Source organism: Jannaschia sp. W003 (assembly GCF_025144335.1).
Classification (GTDB): domain Bacteria; phylum Pseudomonadota; class Alphaproteobacteria; order Rhodobacterales; family Rhodobacteraceae; genus Jannaschia.
On the sequence record NZ_CP083545.1, the window covers coordinates 1 to 16,162 of the forward strand.

The following is a 16,162-nucleotide window of genomic DNA, read 5'->3' on the forward strand; positions in this document are numbered from 1 at the left end:
GGAACGGGGCCGGAGAGCCCTGACGCGTCCCGTCGCGGCGCCGAAACCGCGGATCCGAGGCGGAACCAGCGCCGTGCGGGGTGGTTCGCACCCTGCGATAATACATGAACGCAATTGCAGAATTGGGTTTCCGATGCTAACTCTCGCCCCCGGCGCGGGGCGGGCGGGCCTTTGGGCTGCGGAGCCGAACCGACCGGGAGGGACACGGAATGCTGCATGCCACGAACATCGGGGACCGCCGCACCAGCGTCGACGTGATCGCCGAGCATCTCTACGAGGAGATCGCCTCGCTGCGCCTCCTGCCGGGCACCCGCATCTCGGAGGCCGAGATCGCGGAGCGCTTCGGGGTCTCGCGCCAGCCGGTGCGCGACGCCTTCGGGCGGCTGGCCTCCATGGACCTGCTGCAGATCCGGCCCCAGAAGGCCACCGAGGTGAAGCGCTTCTCGATGGCCGCCATCGAGCGCGCGCGCTTCGTGCGCGCCGCAGTGGAGTCCGAGGTGCTGCGCCGCGCCGCGGCCCGCTGCGACGAGGCGGGCAACCTGCGCCTGCAGGCGGAGCTGGCGCAGCAGCATGCGGTGCTGCGCGCCAACGACCACGGTGCCTTCGGCGATCTGGACTACGCCTTCCACCGTGCCCTCTGCGAGATCGCCGGCGTGCCCTTCGCCTTCGACGTGATCCGCGAGGAGAAGGCCAAGGTGGACCGGCTGTGCATGCTCGGCCTCTCCAAGGAGGACCGGATGCCCCAGCTCGTGCGCGACCACGAGGCGATGGCCGCGGCCGTCGCGGCGGGCGACGCCGAGGCGGCGGTGGCCGCGGGCATGGAGCACCTCGCGCGGCTCGATGCGACCATCGAGGCCATCCAGGAGCGCAACGGCAACTACTTCGACGACGTCGACTGACGCTGCCGCCGGCGGGGGCCGGCCGCCCGTGACCGACGCCACATTCCTCGCGCCCCCTTCGGTGGGCACGGTGTTCCGCCTCGCCTGGCCGCTGACCACGAAGGCCGTGATGCTCCACGGCGTCGTTGTCGTGGACGCTCTGCTGGTCGCCCCCCTGGGCGAGACGGCGCTCGCCGCCATGGGCCTCGCCGCCGCGATCGGCGGGCTGCTGATGGGCGTGGTGGTCGCCTTCTCGAACGCCGCGCAGATCCGCGCCGCGCAGGCCTTCGGCTCGGGCGAGCCGCTGGCGCTTAAGACCGCGATGGGCTGCGCCGGCGTCGTGAACCTCGCCACGGTCACGCTCGGCATCCTCGCCATCGCGCTGTTCGGCGGCGCGGTGCTGCTCGCCGCCGCCCCGTCGCCCGCCATCGCCGCCGAGGCGCACCGCTACCTGATGGTCTTCGCGGTGGCCGCCTTCGCGGAGGCGGTGGCGGAGTGCTTCTCGGGCTACTTCAACGGATGCGGGCGCACGAAGGTGCCGTTCGCGAGCTACCTGCTGGCGATCCCCGTCAACGTCGGCGTGAGCGTCGTCTTCATCCACGGCCTCGCCGGCATGCCCGAACTGGGCGTGACCGGCGCCGCCGTGGGCACCGCCACGGGATCGCTCCTGCGGGCGGCGTTCCTGGCGTGGCGCTTCAATGATGCGACGCGGTGGTTCCGCGACGTGCCCGGCTGGTCGCGCGGCTCGCTCGCCGCTGCGTTGCGCCGGCACCTCGCCTTCTCGCTGCCCATCGCCGCCACCTTCGTCAGTGCCACCACCGCGGCCAGCGTCTGCACGCTGATCTACGCGCGCCTGCCGATCCACGAGTTCGCGGCGCTCACGCTGATCCTGCCATGGGTCCACGTGGCCGGCACGCTGGGCATGAGCTGGGCGCAGGCCGTGGGCATCCTCGTGGCGCAGCTCCTGGGCCGCGACGCGCCCGGGCCGCTGCTCGACCGATTCCTCCTGGGCGCCTGGCGCGCGGCCTTCGCCGCCGCCGCCCTAGTGGCGCTCATCTACCTCGCGGTCTGCCTCGTGTCGGACCGGCTCTACGACGACCTGGAGCGCGAGACCCGCGCGACCCTGCTGGCCTTCCTGCCGGTCCTCCTGCTCCTGCCCTTCCCGAAGGGGTCCAACGCCATGTGCGGCCACACCCTGCGGGCGGGCGGCGAGACGGTGTGGGTGATGCACATCTTCGTCTGGTCGCAATGGCTGTTCCGCGTGCCCGCCACCGCCGTCATGGTGCTGTGGCTCGAGATGCCCGCGCCTTGGATCTTCTCGCTGGTGCTGGCCGAGGAACTGGTGAAGCTGGCACCGTTCCACCTGCGCCTCCTGCAAGGCGGCTGGAAGCGCGGGCGGGCGGAGATATGAGCGGCGCGGGGCGCCCGGAGGAGCGTGTGATGGGGAATTCGAGCGACTGGGTCGAGGCGGGCGAGGGCGTGCGGCGCCGGGTGCTGGCCGACGACCCCGGCATGATGGTGGTGGAGTTCCGCTTCGAGCAGGGCGCCGTGGGCGCACTGCACCACCACCCGCACCTCCAGTCGAGCTTCGTGGCCTCGGGCCGGTTCGACTACGAGATCGCGGGCGAGACCCGCCGCCTCGGGCCGGGCGACGCGGTGGTGATCCCGGGCGGCGCGGTGCACGGCTGCACCGCCGTCGAGGCGGGCACGCTCCTCGACGTGTTCGCGCCGCGCCGCGCCGACTTCGCGCCGGACCCCGCGTGAGCGCGCTGGCGGGGCGGCGCGCCTTCGTCACGGGCGCCAACACTGGCATCGGGCAGGCTGTCGCCGTGGACCTCGCCGCCGCCGGGGCAGAGGTTCTCTGCGCGGGCCGCTCAGCGATGGACGAGACCTTGGCGGCCATCGCCGCGGCGGGCGGGCAGGGGCACGCCGTCCCTGCCGATCTCGGCACGATGGCGGAGGCACGCGCCGCGTTCGAGGGGGCGGAGGCTGCGCACGGGCCGGTCGACGTGCTGGTCAACAACGCCGGCATCATCCGCCGCGCCGACGCCGTGGACATGACCGAGGCGGACTGGGACGCGGTGCTCGACGTGAACCTCAAGGCCGCGTTCTTCCTCGCCCAGAGCTTCGCGCGGTCGCGCCTGCGGGCGGGGGGCGAGGGGGCGGTCGTCAACGTGGCCTCGCTGCTCAGCTTCCAGGGCGGCATCCGGGTCGCGGGCTACACCGCCTCCAAGAGCGGGCTCGCGGGCCTGACGCGGGTGCTGGCCAACGAGTGGGCGCCCCACGGCATCACCGTGAACGCGGTGGCGCCCGGCTACGTCGAGACCAACAACACCGCCGCGCTGCGCGACGACCCCGAGCGGCGCGAGGCCATCCTCGCGCGCATCCCCATGGGCCGATGGGCGCGGCCTGCGGACATCGCCGGCGCGGTCACCTTCCTGGCCGGCCCCGGCGCCCGCTACGTGACCGGCGTGACCCTGCCCGTGGACGGCGGCTGGCTGGCCCGCTGAGACGCCGGGGGCGGCAGGCTCGTCCCCTCATCCCCCATGCTCTGCGCGCAGCGCGGCCTTCTGCACCTTGCCCATGGCGTTGCGGGGCAGGGCGTCCAGGACGACGTAGCGCCGGGGGCGCTTGAACCGCGCGAGCGATGCCGCCACGGTTTCCGCCACCGCGTCGAGGTCGAGCGCCGCGTCCGCCTCGGCCACCACGGCGGCCACCACGCTCTCGCCGAAGTCGGGGTCGGGCACGCCGAACACGGCGCTCTCGCGCACGCCCGGCGCCGCGTCGATCGCGTCCTCGACCTCGCGGGGATAGACGTTGAGGCCGCCCGTGATGATCAGGTCCTTCTGCCGCCCCACGATCCGCAGGCGCCCCTCCGCGTCGAGCGCCCCGAGGTCGCCGGTCACGAAGAAGCCCGTCTCGCGCAACTCCTCGCGCGTCTTGTCGGGCAGGTTGAGGTAGCCCCGGAACACGCCGTCGCCGCGCACCTCGATCATGCCGATCTCGCCCGCGGGCAGGGGGGCGCCGGTCCCGGGATCGGTGACGACCACCTCGGTGCCCGGCAGCGCGAAGCCGACCGTTCCGGCGATCCGCTCGCCGTGCAGGGGGTTCGACGCGATCATGTTGGTCTCGGTCATGCCGTAGCGCTCGAGGATGCGGTGGCCTGTGCGCCGCTCGAAGGCGGCATGGGTCTCGGCCAGGAGCGGCGCGGAGCCGGACACGAACAGGCGTATGGCGGCGCAGCGCTCGCGCGTGAGCGCGGGCTCGTCGAGCAGGCGGGTGTAGTAGGTCGGCACCCCCATCAGGAGCGTCGAGCGCGGCAGTTCCGCCAGCACCGCCTCCGCGTCGAAGGCGCGCATCAGGCGGACCCGCGCGCCGGCCAAGAGGGCGGTGTTGATCGCGACGAACAGGCCGTGGGTGTGGAAGATGGGCAGGGCGTGGATCAGCCGATCGCGGTCCGTGATCTCCCACAGGTCGGTGAGGGCGCGGGCGTTCTGCAGGAGGTTGCGGTGCGACAGCATCGCCCCCTTGGACCGCCCCGTGGTGCCCGAGGTGTAGAGCAGCGCGGCCAGGTCGTCCGGCCCCCGGGGCACGGTCCGGAACCGGTCCGGCGCCCCGTCGGCGGCCTCCGCGAGGGTGCCGCCGCCGCCCGCGGACCCGAGCGTCAGGAGCCGCGCGCCCACTGCCTCCGCGAGCGGCGCGACCGCCCCGCGCGCAGTTTCGTCGCAGACCATCACGCGGGGGCGCGCATCCTCGGCGAAGTGGCGCAGCTCGGCGCCCGTGTAGGCCGTGTTGAGCGGCAGGTGGACCGCGCCCGCCTGCAGCGCCGCCCCGTAGAGCGCGAGGGTGTCGGGATGCTTCGACGCCTGCACCAGCACGCGGTCCCCCGGCGCGACGCCCGACGCCGCCAGCACGTGGGCCAGCTGCGCCACCCGGCGCACGAAGGCGCCGCGGGATACGGTCGTGCCGTCGTCGCACTCCAGGAAGGTCGCGTCCGAGCCGGCGTGGGGCGCGACGAGGGCGTCGAAGAGGGTGTTGGTCATCGGGCGGGCTCCTCCACGCGCGAGCCGGGCCGCCCCGCGGTCCCCTCGCGGGTATCGGCTTTCCCGATTCCTGTCGACCGGCGGCGCGGCGCCCGACCCGGCGCGGCGCTCAGGCCAGCAGCGATCCGTCCCAGTAGGACTGGGCCAGCTCGTAGACGCCCCGGCCGACGTACTCGCCGAGGGCGCGGCCGTGGAAGTCGGCCTCCTCGAAGTGGATGCCCCCGAACAGGCGCGACAGCCCTGCCGCGTCGGCCGCGTCCGACCAGGTGGCCCATTCGATCGCGAAGTCGGCCTGCGGGGTCACGCCCGGCTCGATCGCGGCGGAGCCCGCGGGGACCAGGACCGAGCCGCCGAACGCGTCGCTGCCGGTGAAGGTCCGCATCACCACCGCGCCCGCCGCCGAGAAGGCGGAGTGGCCGGAGCTGTACTCCGCGAAGGGCGGCGAGGGATCGCCGCCGGGCGTCTGGTAGGTGGTCCACTCGCTGGCGAGGACGAGGCCCGTCTCGCCGATCGAGGGAATGTAGGCGCGCACCACGTGGCCCGCGTCGCCCTTGTGGTCGATGCCCTCCTCGCCGATCAGCCCCAGCTCGCCCAATTCGCGGATCACCCGGATGGGGCGGGCGTAGTCGTAGGCGGTCTTGGCCTCCCAAGTGGCCACGCCCGCGTCGAACACGGCGTTGGAGGCGGCGAAGAACAGGAACACGTCCTCGGCCAGTCCCGGCGCGTCGCGTGCCGAGACGAATTCGGCATGGGCCATGGCCGTGCCCGGCGGAAATCCCGTGCCCGGCGCGTCCTCGTAGAACTCCGCCGAGAGCTTGCCCGCGTCCCCGCCCGGCGCGTTCAGCGTGGGCGGCGCCCCCGCCGGGTCGCCGAGGCTCGCCGAGTAGGCCAGCACGACCTCGGCCTGGGCGATGAAGCCGGGGTTCACGACCTCGCCGATCAGCGCCTTCGTGACCGGAACGACCGTGCCCGCGGGCCCGAAGTCGGAGGCGGCCGCGGTGGTGATCGTGCGCGCCGCGATGTCGAGCGCGGAGCCCGAGAAGGCATCCGTGAAGAACGGCTCGGGCGCCGCGTCCAGATCGGCCACGCCCGCGTACTTCGCCCGAATCGCCGGATCGGCCAGGGCCAGCTCCAGCTGAAGGAGCGGGCCGCCCTGCTCCAGCGAGAAGCCCCTCACGCCGCCCCAGTGCGGGGTCAGGAACGATTGCTCAACCGGCAGCGCGGACTCGGGGTCGACCGGCACGTTCTCGGGCGTCCAGCGGGTGATGTCGACGACCGCTCCGGGGCCGGCGTTGACGGGGGCGTAGCCGGACGTGTCGGCGTAGTTCCCGGCCTGATTGCTCCCGTCGTCCGCGCGGTCCGCGATCAGGTCCGCGCCCGCGTCCATCCCGATCCGCGCCGCCAGCGACGTCGCCGCCTCGGGCCGGACCAGCCCATAGCGTCCGACCAGCACGAGGTCGTGCAGCGCCTCCTGCGCCGGAAAGAGGTCCCGCAGGACGGCGTGGGCGGCGTAGCTCATGGCCTCGCCCTGCGCCGCCTCGTCGCCCACGAGGCCCGCCGCCTCGATCTCGGCGCGCAGGGCTTCGTTGTCGCCGCCCGCGTCCTCGGCCACGCGGATGGCATCCGGATCGAAGGCGGCCCAGGCATCGTAGATGGCGGTGTGGACCAGCGCGTAGACACGGGACGACACGGTCGGACCGCTCCCGAGGCCGGTCTCCATCACCGACTCCACCGCCGTGCGGTTCCAGACCGTATTGATGCCGGGATCGGCGTCGTTGACGGTCACGTTCTGGGTGCCGTGGCTGGCGAAGATGGCGGGCGCGTCCCGCTCGAACAGCGCCCGCAGCTCCGCGGCGGTCAGCTCCCGCCCGTCGAACACGAAGTGCTCGAAGTTCCGCAGCACCGTGGTCGCGCCCGTGAGCCGGTCGTGGATCATCACGGTGCCGTTCTGCATCACGTCGAAGTCGAACGCCCCGAGCTCGGCGTCGGTCTCGAAGCGGTCCTCGCCGCGGCCGCCGTCGATGACCGAACGGGCCGACGCGCCGCCCGCGGTGTCGATCTCCGCGCCGAGGCGGAAGATGATCGTGTCGTCGCCGCGGCCGAGATCGACCCGGTGCGCCGCCCCGCCCAGCTCGACCACGTCGTCGCCGCGCCCCATCGAGATCCGTTCCGCGCCGGCCAGCCACACGAAGTCGTCGCCGCGGCCCATCCTCACGACGTCGACCCGGTCCGCGATCAGCGCATCGTCGCCGCGCCCGAGCGAGACCCGCTTCGCGCTCCCGTCGAGCATCACGGTCTGCGGGCCGGACCCGCCGGTGACGCGGCCGAGGTCGCCCTCGTGCACGAAGGTCTGCGCGCCGGACCCGAGCCGCACGTCCTCGCCGTCCGCCGCATCGGATCGAGTCGGGGTCTCGTCCCGGCCGCGCCAGTCGCGCCACCACGCCTCGGATCGCGGGGATGGGGGACCGTCGAATGGCATCCAGTCGGAGAGGCCGGGAACGCGGGAGAAGCCGAAGCCGAGCATGGGGGACGTCCTTCGCGAAATCGCCACGAACACGCACCCGGCGCCGCAGCAGAAGCATGCGACCGGCGACTGGGAGCCGGATGGGACAATTGGTTTGGAAGGCTTTACCTTACGTCAGGAAAGCCGTTCTGTAAACGGATCGGTGCCCTGGGGGGGGCGCCCGAGCGGTCTCGCAGCATGAAGAGGCACGGATCGTCGCGTTCCGTGGCCGTCCGCCGGCCCGGTTTTGCCGGCCGGGGGCGACGGCAGCGAACTCAACTTTCGTTCGGCTCAAGCCCATCCAAGCCCACAGCCCAACGACGGTCGCGGCCTTCGCGCTTGCGCGTGTGCGTTCCACGCTCCGCCTTGGCATAGGCGCCCACGGAGTTGCTTAGCAAAGGCGGGGTCCACGATCCCGTTCGGGCGCTTCCCTTCGTGTGCAACCAAGTGGGAGCATGGGCGCAAACGAAACGGGCCGGTCCCCTCACATGGAGACCGGCCCATCGCAGGTCGTCGGTGCCGCGCGCTCAGGCGGGCTGGCGGCGGCGGCGCATCAGGGCCATGCCGCCGAGGCCGCTCAGCAGGAGCAGACCCGCGGCGGGGAGCGGGACGGCGGGCGGGCGCTCGCCGTACTCGGTGTAGCTGCTCAGACCGCCACCCGTCGCGCCGGGGATCGAGAGCTTGCTAAACGTCAGCTGCACGGGGCCGTTGCCGAGCAGCTTCACGAACAGGTTGTCGCCGGGGTTCTGACCTCCGCCGATCTTGAACACGACGAACTGCGCCAGCGACGAGAAGGTCGTCGACGTCCCGTTGCTCGGCGTCGTCCGCGAGAACGGCAGAGCGTTGTTCAGCGTGCCATCGATGAGCACGCTCAGCGCCTTGCTCTGGTTCTCCTCACTGGCGTTGCCGATCTCGTAGAGATCGCCGGTGCTTCCGAGCGTTCCGGCCGAGCCGCCGGTGACCTTGTTGTTGGTCGGCCCCCGCGTGCCCACCGTGATGGACCCGCCGGAGAACGCCTCGCAGCGGTCGTTCGAGCAGTCGACTTCGATCGGACCGTTGCTGACCGTGATCGTCGCAGCGCCGGCCATGCCGCCCCACAGCGCCACCGCGGCAGCCAGGACGACCTTTCCGAAACGGGCCGGAATGATTGTTGACATGTAAGAAACCCCCTCTTACCTCTGACGAGACTGCATCGTTCAACGGAACGAATCGCGTCGCCGGCTCGGACCGTAGCACACATTTTCCCCGTAAACATGTCGCATCGTAGGCGGTTTTTCGACACAATCGCCGTGACGGTTTCCGGTCCTGCTCCCGGGCGGCGAACGCTCCTCGAGTCTTCCCCGATAAGGGTGCCGAATTCCCTTTCTCGCAGCGACCGTGATGTTGTCTTGGTGAGATAGGGACCGGAGCCACCGCACACGCTCGTTCGCATTTGCCGGTGTGGGATAGACCCGAGAGCCACAGGACCGAACGCCCAACCGAACGGTTGGACGTCTAGTCCGGGACGTTCCGAATCCCCACTTCACGGGGCTGGCCTAGATCAGACATCTGGCACAATGGGACCTGCGCCATTCCTCCCAACCGCCGATCATCGCAGGATCGCGCAGGCGATCTTGGGTCCGCTCCGACCGTCCTCGTCGGGCCCCTGGTGGATCATCAGGCTCCGGCCGCGCAGCTCGTCGAGGGTGAGCTGCGGCGCGGCCACGGTCGCATCGGTCTCGCCGCCGGCGTCGAACACGAACGGGTCGAGATCGCCGCGAGGCTTCGCCGTCGCGTCCATGCCCGTCATCGCCTCACCGGAGACGGCCGCCATCGCCATCCCCTTTCCCTCGGTCTCGGCGCTTCCGTCCGCCATCGCCATGTGGCGGTGCGCGTGGCCGTAGTGCGGCCCGGCCTCGCCCCCGACTACGCCCTCCGCCGAGGGACGGCAGGAAGGGTTCTCGTGCACGTGCACCGCGTTGGGCCCTTCGGGCAGCCCGGCGATCCGCGCGGCGAAGAGCACGCCCTCCTCTGACGGGGTGACGGTCACCGTGCCGAGCACCTCCTCCACGCCAGCGTCCGCGGCGCCGAGGCGGATCACGGAGCCGGTTACCGCATCGGCGGATCCGAGACGGGCGAGTCCCGCGCGGGCCGCGTCGCTGTAGTGGCGGTACATGTCCCCCAGCCGCAGCGACCGGAGGTAGAGGTCACGCGCCGCATCCGCGTCGCCCTGCGCCTCGGCGAGGACGCCGCGATGGTAGAGCGTCGTGGTGTCCTCGGGATCGCGCGCGAGAGCGGCCTCGACGAGGCGCACCGCTTCCTCCTCATCGCCCCGGCGGTAGGCGATCCAGCCCTGGATGTCGGTGACGATCGCGCTTTCGGGCGCCAGGAGCGCGGCCAGGTCGGCCAGCTCCGCCGCCCTGTCCAGCGCCGCGCCGCGATCCGCCTCCACGAGGGCGCCGAGCGAGAGCGCGGGAAGGTAACCGGGCGACCGCACGAGCGCCGCCCCGATCGCGGATGCCGCCGCGTCGAGATCGCCGTCGGAGAGGTGGACGAGTCCGAGCTCCGTGCGCAGCCGGGCGCTGTCGGGGTTGGCCTCGACCGCGCGGGTCAGGAGCTCGATGACCTCGCCGTGGGAGTCGCCCGCCGCGGCGTGGGTGTAGCCGTCGTGGCCATGGACCGCGCCCACGAGCATCAGCCAGGCTTCCTCGTCGTCCGGGCTCGCGGCGACGGCGTCGCGCAGGGCCGCGGCCGCCTCCTCGCCGCGGCCCAGCTCCGACAGGACGAGCCCGAGCAGCCGGTGCACCGATCCCTCGTCGGGCGCGGCCGAGCGGAGCGCCTGCGCCGCCCCCAGCGCGCGGTCGGTGAAGCCGGCGCGGGCGAGGACCTCCGCGCCGAGATAGCGCAGTTCGATCCCGTTCTCCGGTGCGAGGAGGGTGCTGGCGAACGTCTCGGCCGCCTCCGGGGTGCCTTCGGAGAGCACGAGCGCCGCCGCCTCCCGTAGAACCGCGACGTTTCCAGGGCCGTCCTCCGCGGTGGCGTGCTGCACGAGCCGGCTCACGGCCGCGTCGACGCGGCCCGCGCGTGCTTCGGCGCGGGCGAGGTCGGGCACGAGGCTGGCCGCGAGGTCAGGCTCCTGGGCGCGCAAGGTCTCGATGATCTCGATCGCCTCCTCGGGGCGGTCGGCGACCAGCGCGGTCCGGGCCTGCCCGAGGCGGAACTGCGGCGTGCCCTCGAGCCCGAGCGCCGAGAACCGCGCCATGGCGGCATCCATCCCGGCCTCGTCCCGAAGCTCGAACGCGGCCTCGAAGAAGAGTCCGGCCGCCTCGAGCAGCAGCTCGGGCGGCATCGCGGGGTCCGGGGACTCGATCGTCGGCCGCAGCAGGGTGTGGACGTCCTCGTGGCGCTGCGCCTGGCGATAGAGGTTGGCGAGGTCGAGATGCGCCCGGTTCACCGTGCCACGCGGCACGCCGAAGCTCGAGAGGGCGACCTGCGAATGCTCGATGGCGCGGGGCAGGTTCCCCTCCTGCATGGCGGCCCAAGCGAGGTAGCGGCGGGCGAGGGGGTTCGCGGGCTCCGCCGCGATGGCGTCCTCCAGAAGCGAGACCCCCTCGTCCCGATGCCCGCTTAGAAGCTGCGCGAGCCCGTGCTTGACGTCGAACCAGGGTCCGTCCGCCCCGAGCGCGGCAGCGCGGTCGAAGGAGATCAGCGCCGTGTCGTACTTCTGCTCGCCCAGGAGGATCAGCCCCGACAGGTCGAAGGCGGCGGGGTCCGTGGGGTGGCGCTCGAAGTAGTTCTGGAGCGCGACGCTGGCCCGCGGGTGCCCCTCGCGGAAGAGCCGGGCGACGGCGGCCAGTGCCTCGGGGTCGCTGGCCCTCGTGGACCGCTCGAGCATGTCGTCGCGCAGGAGCCAGCCGGTCACGTCGCCGGTGTAGCTGCGCGCGGTGTCGCCGTCGAACGTCGCCGCCGAGAGGGGCAGGGCGGTCGAGAGGAGCAGGGAGCCGGACAGGGCGATGGCGAAGCGGGTCACGCGAAATCGACGGGCGAGCGGCATGGAATGGCGGCCTCCGGGCGGGGAAAGACTGGGTATGTGGGAAGACTGAACGAAGGTCCGGGCGGGGGAAAGCCGGGATCGGGGCGGCGGGGAGGCGAAAGGGCAGGCCGGTGTTCCTCCGGCCTGCCCCGCGTTCACGTCTGCCGGGGCATCACGCCTTCGGCTTCGACCGCCGGCGCATCGCGCCAAGGCCCCCGAGGCTGGCGATGCCGCCCAGCAGCAGGAAGCCGGCCGCGGGGAGCGGCACGGGCGAGGTGCCGCCTCCGGCGATCACGTTGATGCGCAGCGAGCCGCGGTCCGTGAGCGATCCGTCGGAGGCTTCGAACAGGGCGAGGAAGCTGTCGCCGGCGCTGGTGCCGGTGGAGTCCCACGAGAAGTTGCCCGACAGGGGCGATGCGCCGCTCAGCCCGCCCGGGAAGGTGCCACCCGCGCCGTCGAAGCTGATCAGGTCGAGCGTGAGCGTGTCGCCCGAGTTGGGGTCGGTCGCTGTAATGACCTGGTTGAGCGTGGTGCCGGCCACGACGGTGACCACGAGGTCGTCGACCTGCGGGGCGAGGTTGTTGGTGCCGTCGTCCTCCACCCCGTCGAACACCCAGTAGAACTCGATCGAGCTGCCGTCGGCATTGGCGATGGTGCCTTCGAAGGCGTGGTCGGCGCCCGGCTCGAAGTTGTTGTCGTTGATGTCGTAGGTTCCGGTCCCGAGGGCCTGGTCGCCCGCGGCGATCGTGATCGTCCCATTGGCATCGATCGAATAGGTGTCCGGACCCGAGGCAACGCCGGTAAGGCCGCTCGCGGTGGTCGCAGCGTAAGACAGCGCGAGACCGTTGCCGGACGTCGCGTCGACGTTGTCGGAGTAGTTCTGACCGCGCACCACCTCCTGCTGGATGTTCTCCAAGTCGAAGAGGATCGGCGCGTTGGCGGTCTGACCATCCCAGAAGATCGTCGATCGCGTACCATAGGAGCTGGAGTTCAGTCCTTCGACCCCACCGACCCAGCAGCAGCCGCTGAAGTCGATGGTGTACAGGCCGGCACCTTGAGTGAGTTGCAGCGTATCGACCTGCCGCACCTCACTGCGACGGCTATCGGCGTTGTCGAGTGACTCGCCGCCCGAGTTGGCTCCGACGCCGCCGCCGACGCCCCCTTGGAAGCCGCTCGGACCCGTCACGCTCGCCGAGATGCAATCGCTCGGAAAGCTGCAGACGGTCGTGCCCTGCCGCCAGAAGCTGACCATGTCGAGGGTGAGAACACCGTTCGCACTGACCGACGGAACCATCGCTGCGCCACGGCCGTGGCTCGCATCGGCCGTTGAAGCGAAGCCGAGGGTTGCGGATGCTGCCAGGGCAAGGCCCGCCAGATTGATTCGAAATGACATATTTTCCCCACTAGTAAGGACTTGGTTCGCAGAAGGACGACCGGCAGACCGCCGCGACGTGACGTAGCGTAGCCTTACTTTGCGTAATGCTCAAAGAATTTTGTCGAGAACGCGCGCGCAAGTCCGGCAACGGGGAACAAACCGGGTCTCAGGCGTCGATCGTTGCGGTTTCGTCGTCAAACCACGCGGCGTCCAGGCCTTCCGCCTCGCTTCCGGTAGTTCGAACCGCCTTTGGTTCCGCCGTTCGCTTCGAAGGAGTGATTCGAAACGGCGTAGCTCATCTGCCTACGAAGATCGGCGTCGGTGACGACGTTTGCGCCTCGATGACCGTGGTGTCCGGCGCAGGCCTTTCGATGGCAGATCGGAAGGACACGCAGCGCGGAAGATGCCGTGATGATGGAGGAGGGATCGTGCCCGGTCGCCGACGTCAGGGGAGGGTGCGCGGCAGCGGGGCGGGGGCCAGCTGCGGCAGCTGGCGCGCGGCGAGGATCAGGAGGATCGTCAGCAGCATGCCCGCGAGGCCGCTGGCGGGGTAGATCAGGAGGCTGGTGAGCACTCCCATGCCCGAGGCCAGGGCGACGACCATGCTGGTCAGCCCCGACACGATGCCCATCAGTAATGACGTTGCCAGCATTCCGTTCCCCTGTTCCGAACCTTCGACCCTCTTTCAAAAATGCTAGGAAGAGATTGAGAAACAATTAAGGCAGGAACTCGTCCCTGGTGCCCTTTCCCGCCACGACCCCGTAGATCAGTCCGGTCACCAGGCCCCCGCCGTGGACCAGCCACGCCATCGGGCCGGTGAGTTCGGGAAGGATCACGGGCAGCAGGATACCCACGCCGACGACCAGGAGCCCGACCCGCAGGACGGCGCGCCGCCGGCGGGGATCGTGGATCAGCACTCCGATCCAGGCGCCGAGCAGGCCGAACAGCGCGCCCGAGGCGCCCACTACCGGGGCCGTCTCGTCCGACAGGAGCATCGGGATCGCGCCCCAGGACGCCGCCACGACCCACAGCACCAGGACCTGGATCCCGCCCAGAACCCGCTCCAGCTGGAGGCCCGCCCAGACCAGCACGACGACGTTGCCCGCCATGTGGCCGGGGCCGGCGTGCACGAACGGATAGGACAGCAGCATCACCGCCGACTGCCCGGGATAGATCGGCGCGACCTCGCCCCGCAGCAGGGCGGGCCAGAGCGCGCCGAGCCAGATCGCGGCGTTCCGCAGGCCCTCGGCCGCCGGTCCCCACCACCCCATCTCGCCGGTCCAGAGCACCGCCTCGACTGCGACGCAGGTGGCGGCCAGGGCGATGCTGACCGGAAGCCTTCTCATGGTTCGGATCCCGTCAGGGGATGAAGGAGAACTCGCGGCGCAGGCCAAGGGTCAGAGCGGTGTCCTGGGCGCGGCCGCTGCTGTTGTCCTTGATGCGGTGGGTGACCCCGGTGGACAGGGACCAGTCCTCGGTTAGGGACCGGTTGAGGCTCAGGCCGAGACGGATCGCGTCGGCCGTGTCGTCGGAGTCGGTCGTGCGGACCCAGGCGGCGTCGGTCGCCAGCGAGGTGGTCGGCGTCAGGCTGCGGCCGTAGTCGGCCGACAGCGCGGTGACGGTGATCTCCGCGTCGTCGCCCGTGCGCACGGAGCGATCCACGGCAAGGCCGACCTGGCTGGCCTCGAACTCGCGCTGCGCGCGCAGTCCGCCCACCACGGTCAGATCGTCGTTCGAATCCTGGGCGAGCCCGAGGCTGCCCGAGAGGTCCCAGGTCACGCTCTGGCGCGCGGCGGTGGCGGACAGGCGGGTGCGCTGGCCTTCCTCCGTGTCGCTGTAGCTTGCCTGCAGCCCGACCTGTCCCAGCGGGAACTCGCGGGAGATGCTGCCGGTCACCGAGGAGGTGTCGCGCGCCTCCGTGCCGTCGTCGGTCTCGATGGTGGAGTGGTTCAGTCCCACGCGCGCCAGCGTCACCGGGTCGAGCTGGAACCGCAGTCCCACGCCCACGCGGGTCCGGTCGGTGTCCACGAGGTCGCTGCCGGTGAGGTCGTCGTAGCGCGTCCCGCTCACGCCCGCCGACAGGTCGAAGCCGAAGGGCGCGGTGCGCCGGAACTCGGCGTCGGCCTGAAGGCTGAAGGACAGGCGCGTCCCCTCCTGCAGGGACCGCGTCAGATCCTCGGGATCGAAGAGCGGGTCGTCGGGATCGAGGAGGAAGGCGTCGATCGGCTCCAGGAAGTCCACCTGCGAGCGCCGCAGGGAGCCGCTGGCGGCGAACGCGGTGTCGGGCACCGCACGCTGGTAGGCGAAGCCGATCGAGGGATCGGTGAAGCCGTTCGCGTCCTCGTCGGCGTCGGACCCGCGGGAGTAGCGCAGCCCCGTATCGCCGGTGACGGTGATCGACTGGAGCGGCGTCGCGTCCCGGAAGGCGAAGGACAGGCCCGCGGTGGCGGCAACGCTGCCGCTGCCGCCGTCCGCCTCGAGGCGGCGGTTGGTGTTTCCGGCGAGGCCGGTGCTCAGCCCGACGGTCAACTCGCGCGCGGGGCCGTCCTGCGCGAGGACCGGCGCGGCGGCTGCCAAAGCCGCGGCCGCGAGGGCGAGCCCCGCGGCGGCCGCGCCGCGCACGGAGGCCGCCGGCGTCCGGGCGGCGCGCGCGCTGCGGACGGGCCGGAACGGCTCCGTCATCACTCAAACAGCTTCCGGGTGGGGACCACGAAGACGTCGCCGTCGACCAGCCGCGCGCTTCCGTTGGGGCTGCGCCCGCTGATGATCGCGCTGTAGCGCAGGGGGTAGATCCGCTCCACGCCGGTGATCGGGTCGCGCCGGCGCAGCTGGATGCGGTCCGAGGCCGCGAAGGGCGTGAAGCCGCCCATCAGCGCGAAGGCCTGCAGGATGGTCGTGCCGGGCTCGACCTGGATCTGGCCCCGGTTGCCGACCTCGCCCAGGGCGAAGATGTCCAGGAGGATGGGCGCGGGCGGCGTGGGGGCCGGGCCGGGGATGACCGGCGGGTCGATCGCCTCGCGCGACAGGGCCACGAACACGGTGGGCGGCTCGGCGAAGTTGGGCGCGAGCCGCTGGCGCAGCATCTCCTGTACCGCACTCAACGTCTGGCCGCCGGCCTGGACCGAGCCCGCGAGCGGCAGCGAGATTTCGCCGCTGGGCGTGACGAGGACGGTGCGGCTGAGGGACTCGTCCTCCAGCACCTCGACCTGCAGCACGTCGCCGGCGCCGATCACGTAGCGGCCTTGGGCCGATGCGATGGCGGCCGGCATCAGCAGCACGAGGGCGAGCAGAATGGACGCGCGGCAGCGGGCAATCAGGCGATGCATCATGGTGGGCCTCCTTCCTAGCGGT

General features: G+C 71.6%; 13 protein-coding genes. 4 read left to right on the top strand and 9 right to left on the bottom strand.

Going from position 1 to position 16,162, the window contains the following annotated elements; translation table 11 throughout:
- Positions 1-209 precede the first annotated feature (209 nt).
- Genes K3554_RS16560 through kduD form a run of 4 tightly spaced genes read left to right on the top strand, consistent with a single transcriptional unit; the run spans position 210 to position 3,388 of the window.
- Complete coding sequence (locus K3554_RS16560; protein ID WP_259946268.1) at positions 210-899, top strand: GntR family transcriptional regulator; 690 nt, start codon at positions 210-212, stop codon at positions 897-899.
- Positions 900-927: 28 nt separating this feature from the next.
- Complete coding sequence (locus tag K3554_RS16565; protein WP_259946270.1) at positions 928-2,289, top strand: MATE family efflux transporter; 1,362 nt, start codon at positions 928-930, stop codon at positions 2,287-2,289.
- A gap of 29 nt (positions 2,290-2,318) precedes the next feature.
- Positions 2,319-2,642, top strand: coding sequence for a cupin domain-containing protein (locus K3554_RS16570; protein ID WP_259946273.1), 324 nt, complete (start codon positions 2,319-2,321; stop codon positions 2,640-2,642).
- Complete coding sequence (kduD, locus tag K3554_RS16575; protein ID WP_259946275.1) at positions 2,639-3,388, top strand: 2-dehydro-3-deoxy-D-gluconate 5-dehydrogenase KduD; 750 nt, start codon at positions 2,639-2,641, stop codon at positions 3,386-3,388. The genes K3554_RS16570 and kduD overlap by 4 nt, the downstream gene beginning before the upstream one ends.
- 27 nt (positions 3,389-3,415) lie before the next feature.
- Here the strand turns inward: kduD and K3554_RS16580 are convergent, their stop codons facing one another.
- The 9 genes from K3554_RS16580 to K3554_RS16620 all read right to left on the bottom strand — a co-directional run bounded on the left by K3554_RS16580 (position 3,416) and on the right by K3554_RS16620 (position 16,140).
- Positions 3,416-4,921, bottom strand: a complete 1,506-nt coding sequence (locus K3554_RS16580; RefSeq protein ID WP_259946277.1) for an AMP-binding protein — start codon at positions 4,919-4,921, stop codon at positions 3,416-3,418.
- Between the two features lie 109 nt (positions 4,922-5,030).
- Positions 5,031-7,445 (bottom strand): vanadium-dependent haloperoxidase, encoded by a 2,415-nt coding sequence (locus tag K3554_RS16585; protein WP_259946279.1) that lies wholly within the window; start codon positions 7,443-7,445, stop codon positions 5,031-5,033.
- A 506-nt stretch (positions 7,446-7,951) separates the two neighbouring features.
- Positions 7,952-8,581, bottom strand: a complete 630-nt coding sequence (locus K3554_RS16590; RefSeq protein ID WP_259946281.1) for a VPLPA-CTERM sorting domain-containing protein — start codon at positions 8,579-8,581, stop codon at positions 7,952-7,954.
- A gap of 431 nt (positions 8,582-9,012) precedes the next feature.
- On the bottom strand, positions 9,013-11,433 hold the full coding sequence (locus K3554_RS16595) for a tetratricopeptide repeat protein (RefSeq protein WP_259946283.1): 2,421 nt from the start codon (positions 11,431-11,433) through the stop codon (positions 9,013-9,015).
- Positions 11,434-11,608: 175 nt separating this feature from the next.
- Positions 11,609-12,829, bottom strand: a complete 1,221-nt coding sequence (locus K3554_RS16600; protein WP_259946285.1) for a VPLPA-CTERM sorting domain-containing protein — start codon at positions 12,827-12,829, stop codon at positions 11,609-11,611.
- A gap of 427 nt (positions 12,830-13,256) precedes the next feature.
- Complete coding sequence (locus tag K3554_RS16605; RefSeq protein WP_259946286.1) at positions 13,257-13,463, bottom strand: hypothetical protein; 207 nt, start codon at positions 13,461-13,463, stop codon at positions 13,257-13,259.
- A 64-nt stretch (positions 13,464-13,527) separates the two neighbouring features.
- Positions 13,528-14,157 carry a rhomboid family intramembrane serine protease gene (locus K3554_RS16610; RefSeq protein ID WP_259946288.1) on the bottom strand — a complete coding sequence of 210 codons (630 nt, stop codon included), beginning with the start codon at positions 14,155-14,157 and terminating at the stop codon, positions 13,528-13,530.
- A 13-nt stretch (positions 14,158-14,170) separates the two neighbouring features.
- Positions 14,171-15,493, bottom strand: coding sequence for a hypothetical protein (locus K3554_RS16615; protein ID WP_259946290.1), 1,323 nt, complete (start codon positions 15,491-15,493; stop codon positions 14,171-14,173).
- Entirely contained in the window at positions 15,493-16,140 is a 648-nt protein-coding gene (locus tag K3554_RS16620; RefSeq protein ID WP_259946292.1) for a polysaccharide biosynthesis/export family protein, read from the bottom strand. The genes K3554_RS16615 and K3554_RS16620 overlap by 1 nt, the downstream gene beginning before the upstream one ends.
- Positions 16,141-16,162: the final 22 nt, after the last annotated feature.

Excerpts from the sequence above, each read along its gene's own strand:
- K3554_RS16560 (WP_259946268.1), top strand. The coding sequence starts at position 210 with ATGCTGCATGCCACGAACATCGGGGACCGCCGCACCAGCGTCGACGTG.
- K3554_RS16570 (WP_259946273.1), top strand. The coding sequence starts at position 2,319 with ATGGGGAATTCGAGCGACTGGGTCGAGGCGGGCGAGGGCGTGCGGCGC.
- K3554_RS16580 (WP_259946277.1), bottom strand. The coding sequence starts at position 4,921 with ATGACCAACACCCTCTTCGACGCCCTCGTCGCGCCCCACGCCGGCTCG.
- K3554_RS16585 (WP_259946279.1), bottom strand. The coding sequence starts at position 7,445 with ATGCTCGGCTTCGGCTTCTCCCGCGTTCCCGGCCTCTCCGACTGGATG.
- K3554_RS16590 (WP_259946281.1), bottom strand. The coding sequence starts at position 8,581 with ATGTCAACAATCATTCCGGCCCGTTTCGGAAAGGTCGTCCTGGCTGCC.
- K3554_RS16600 (WP_259946285.1), bottom strand. The coding sequence starts at position 12,829 with ATGTCATTTCGAATCAATCTGGCGGGCCTTGCCCTGGCAGCATCCGCA.
- K3554_RS16605 (WP_259946286.1), bottom strand. The coding sequence starts at position 13,463 with ATGCTGGCAACGTCATTACTGATGGGCATCGTGTCGGGGCTGACCAGC.
- K3554_RS16610 (WP_259946288.1), bottom strand. The coding sequence starts at position 14,157 with ATGAGAAGGCTTCCGGTCAGCATCGCCCTGGCCGCCACCTGCGTCGCA.
- K3554_RS16615 (WP_259946290.1), bottom strand. The coding sequence starts at position 15,493 with ATGACGGAGCCGTTCCGGCCCGTCCGCAGCGCGCGCGCCGCCCGGACG.
- K3554_RS16620 (WP_259946292.1), bottom strand. The coding sequence starts at position 16,140 with ATGATGCATCGCCTGATTGCCCGCTGCCGCGCGTCCATTCTGCTCGCC.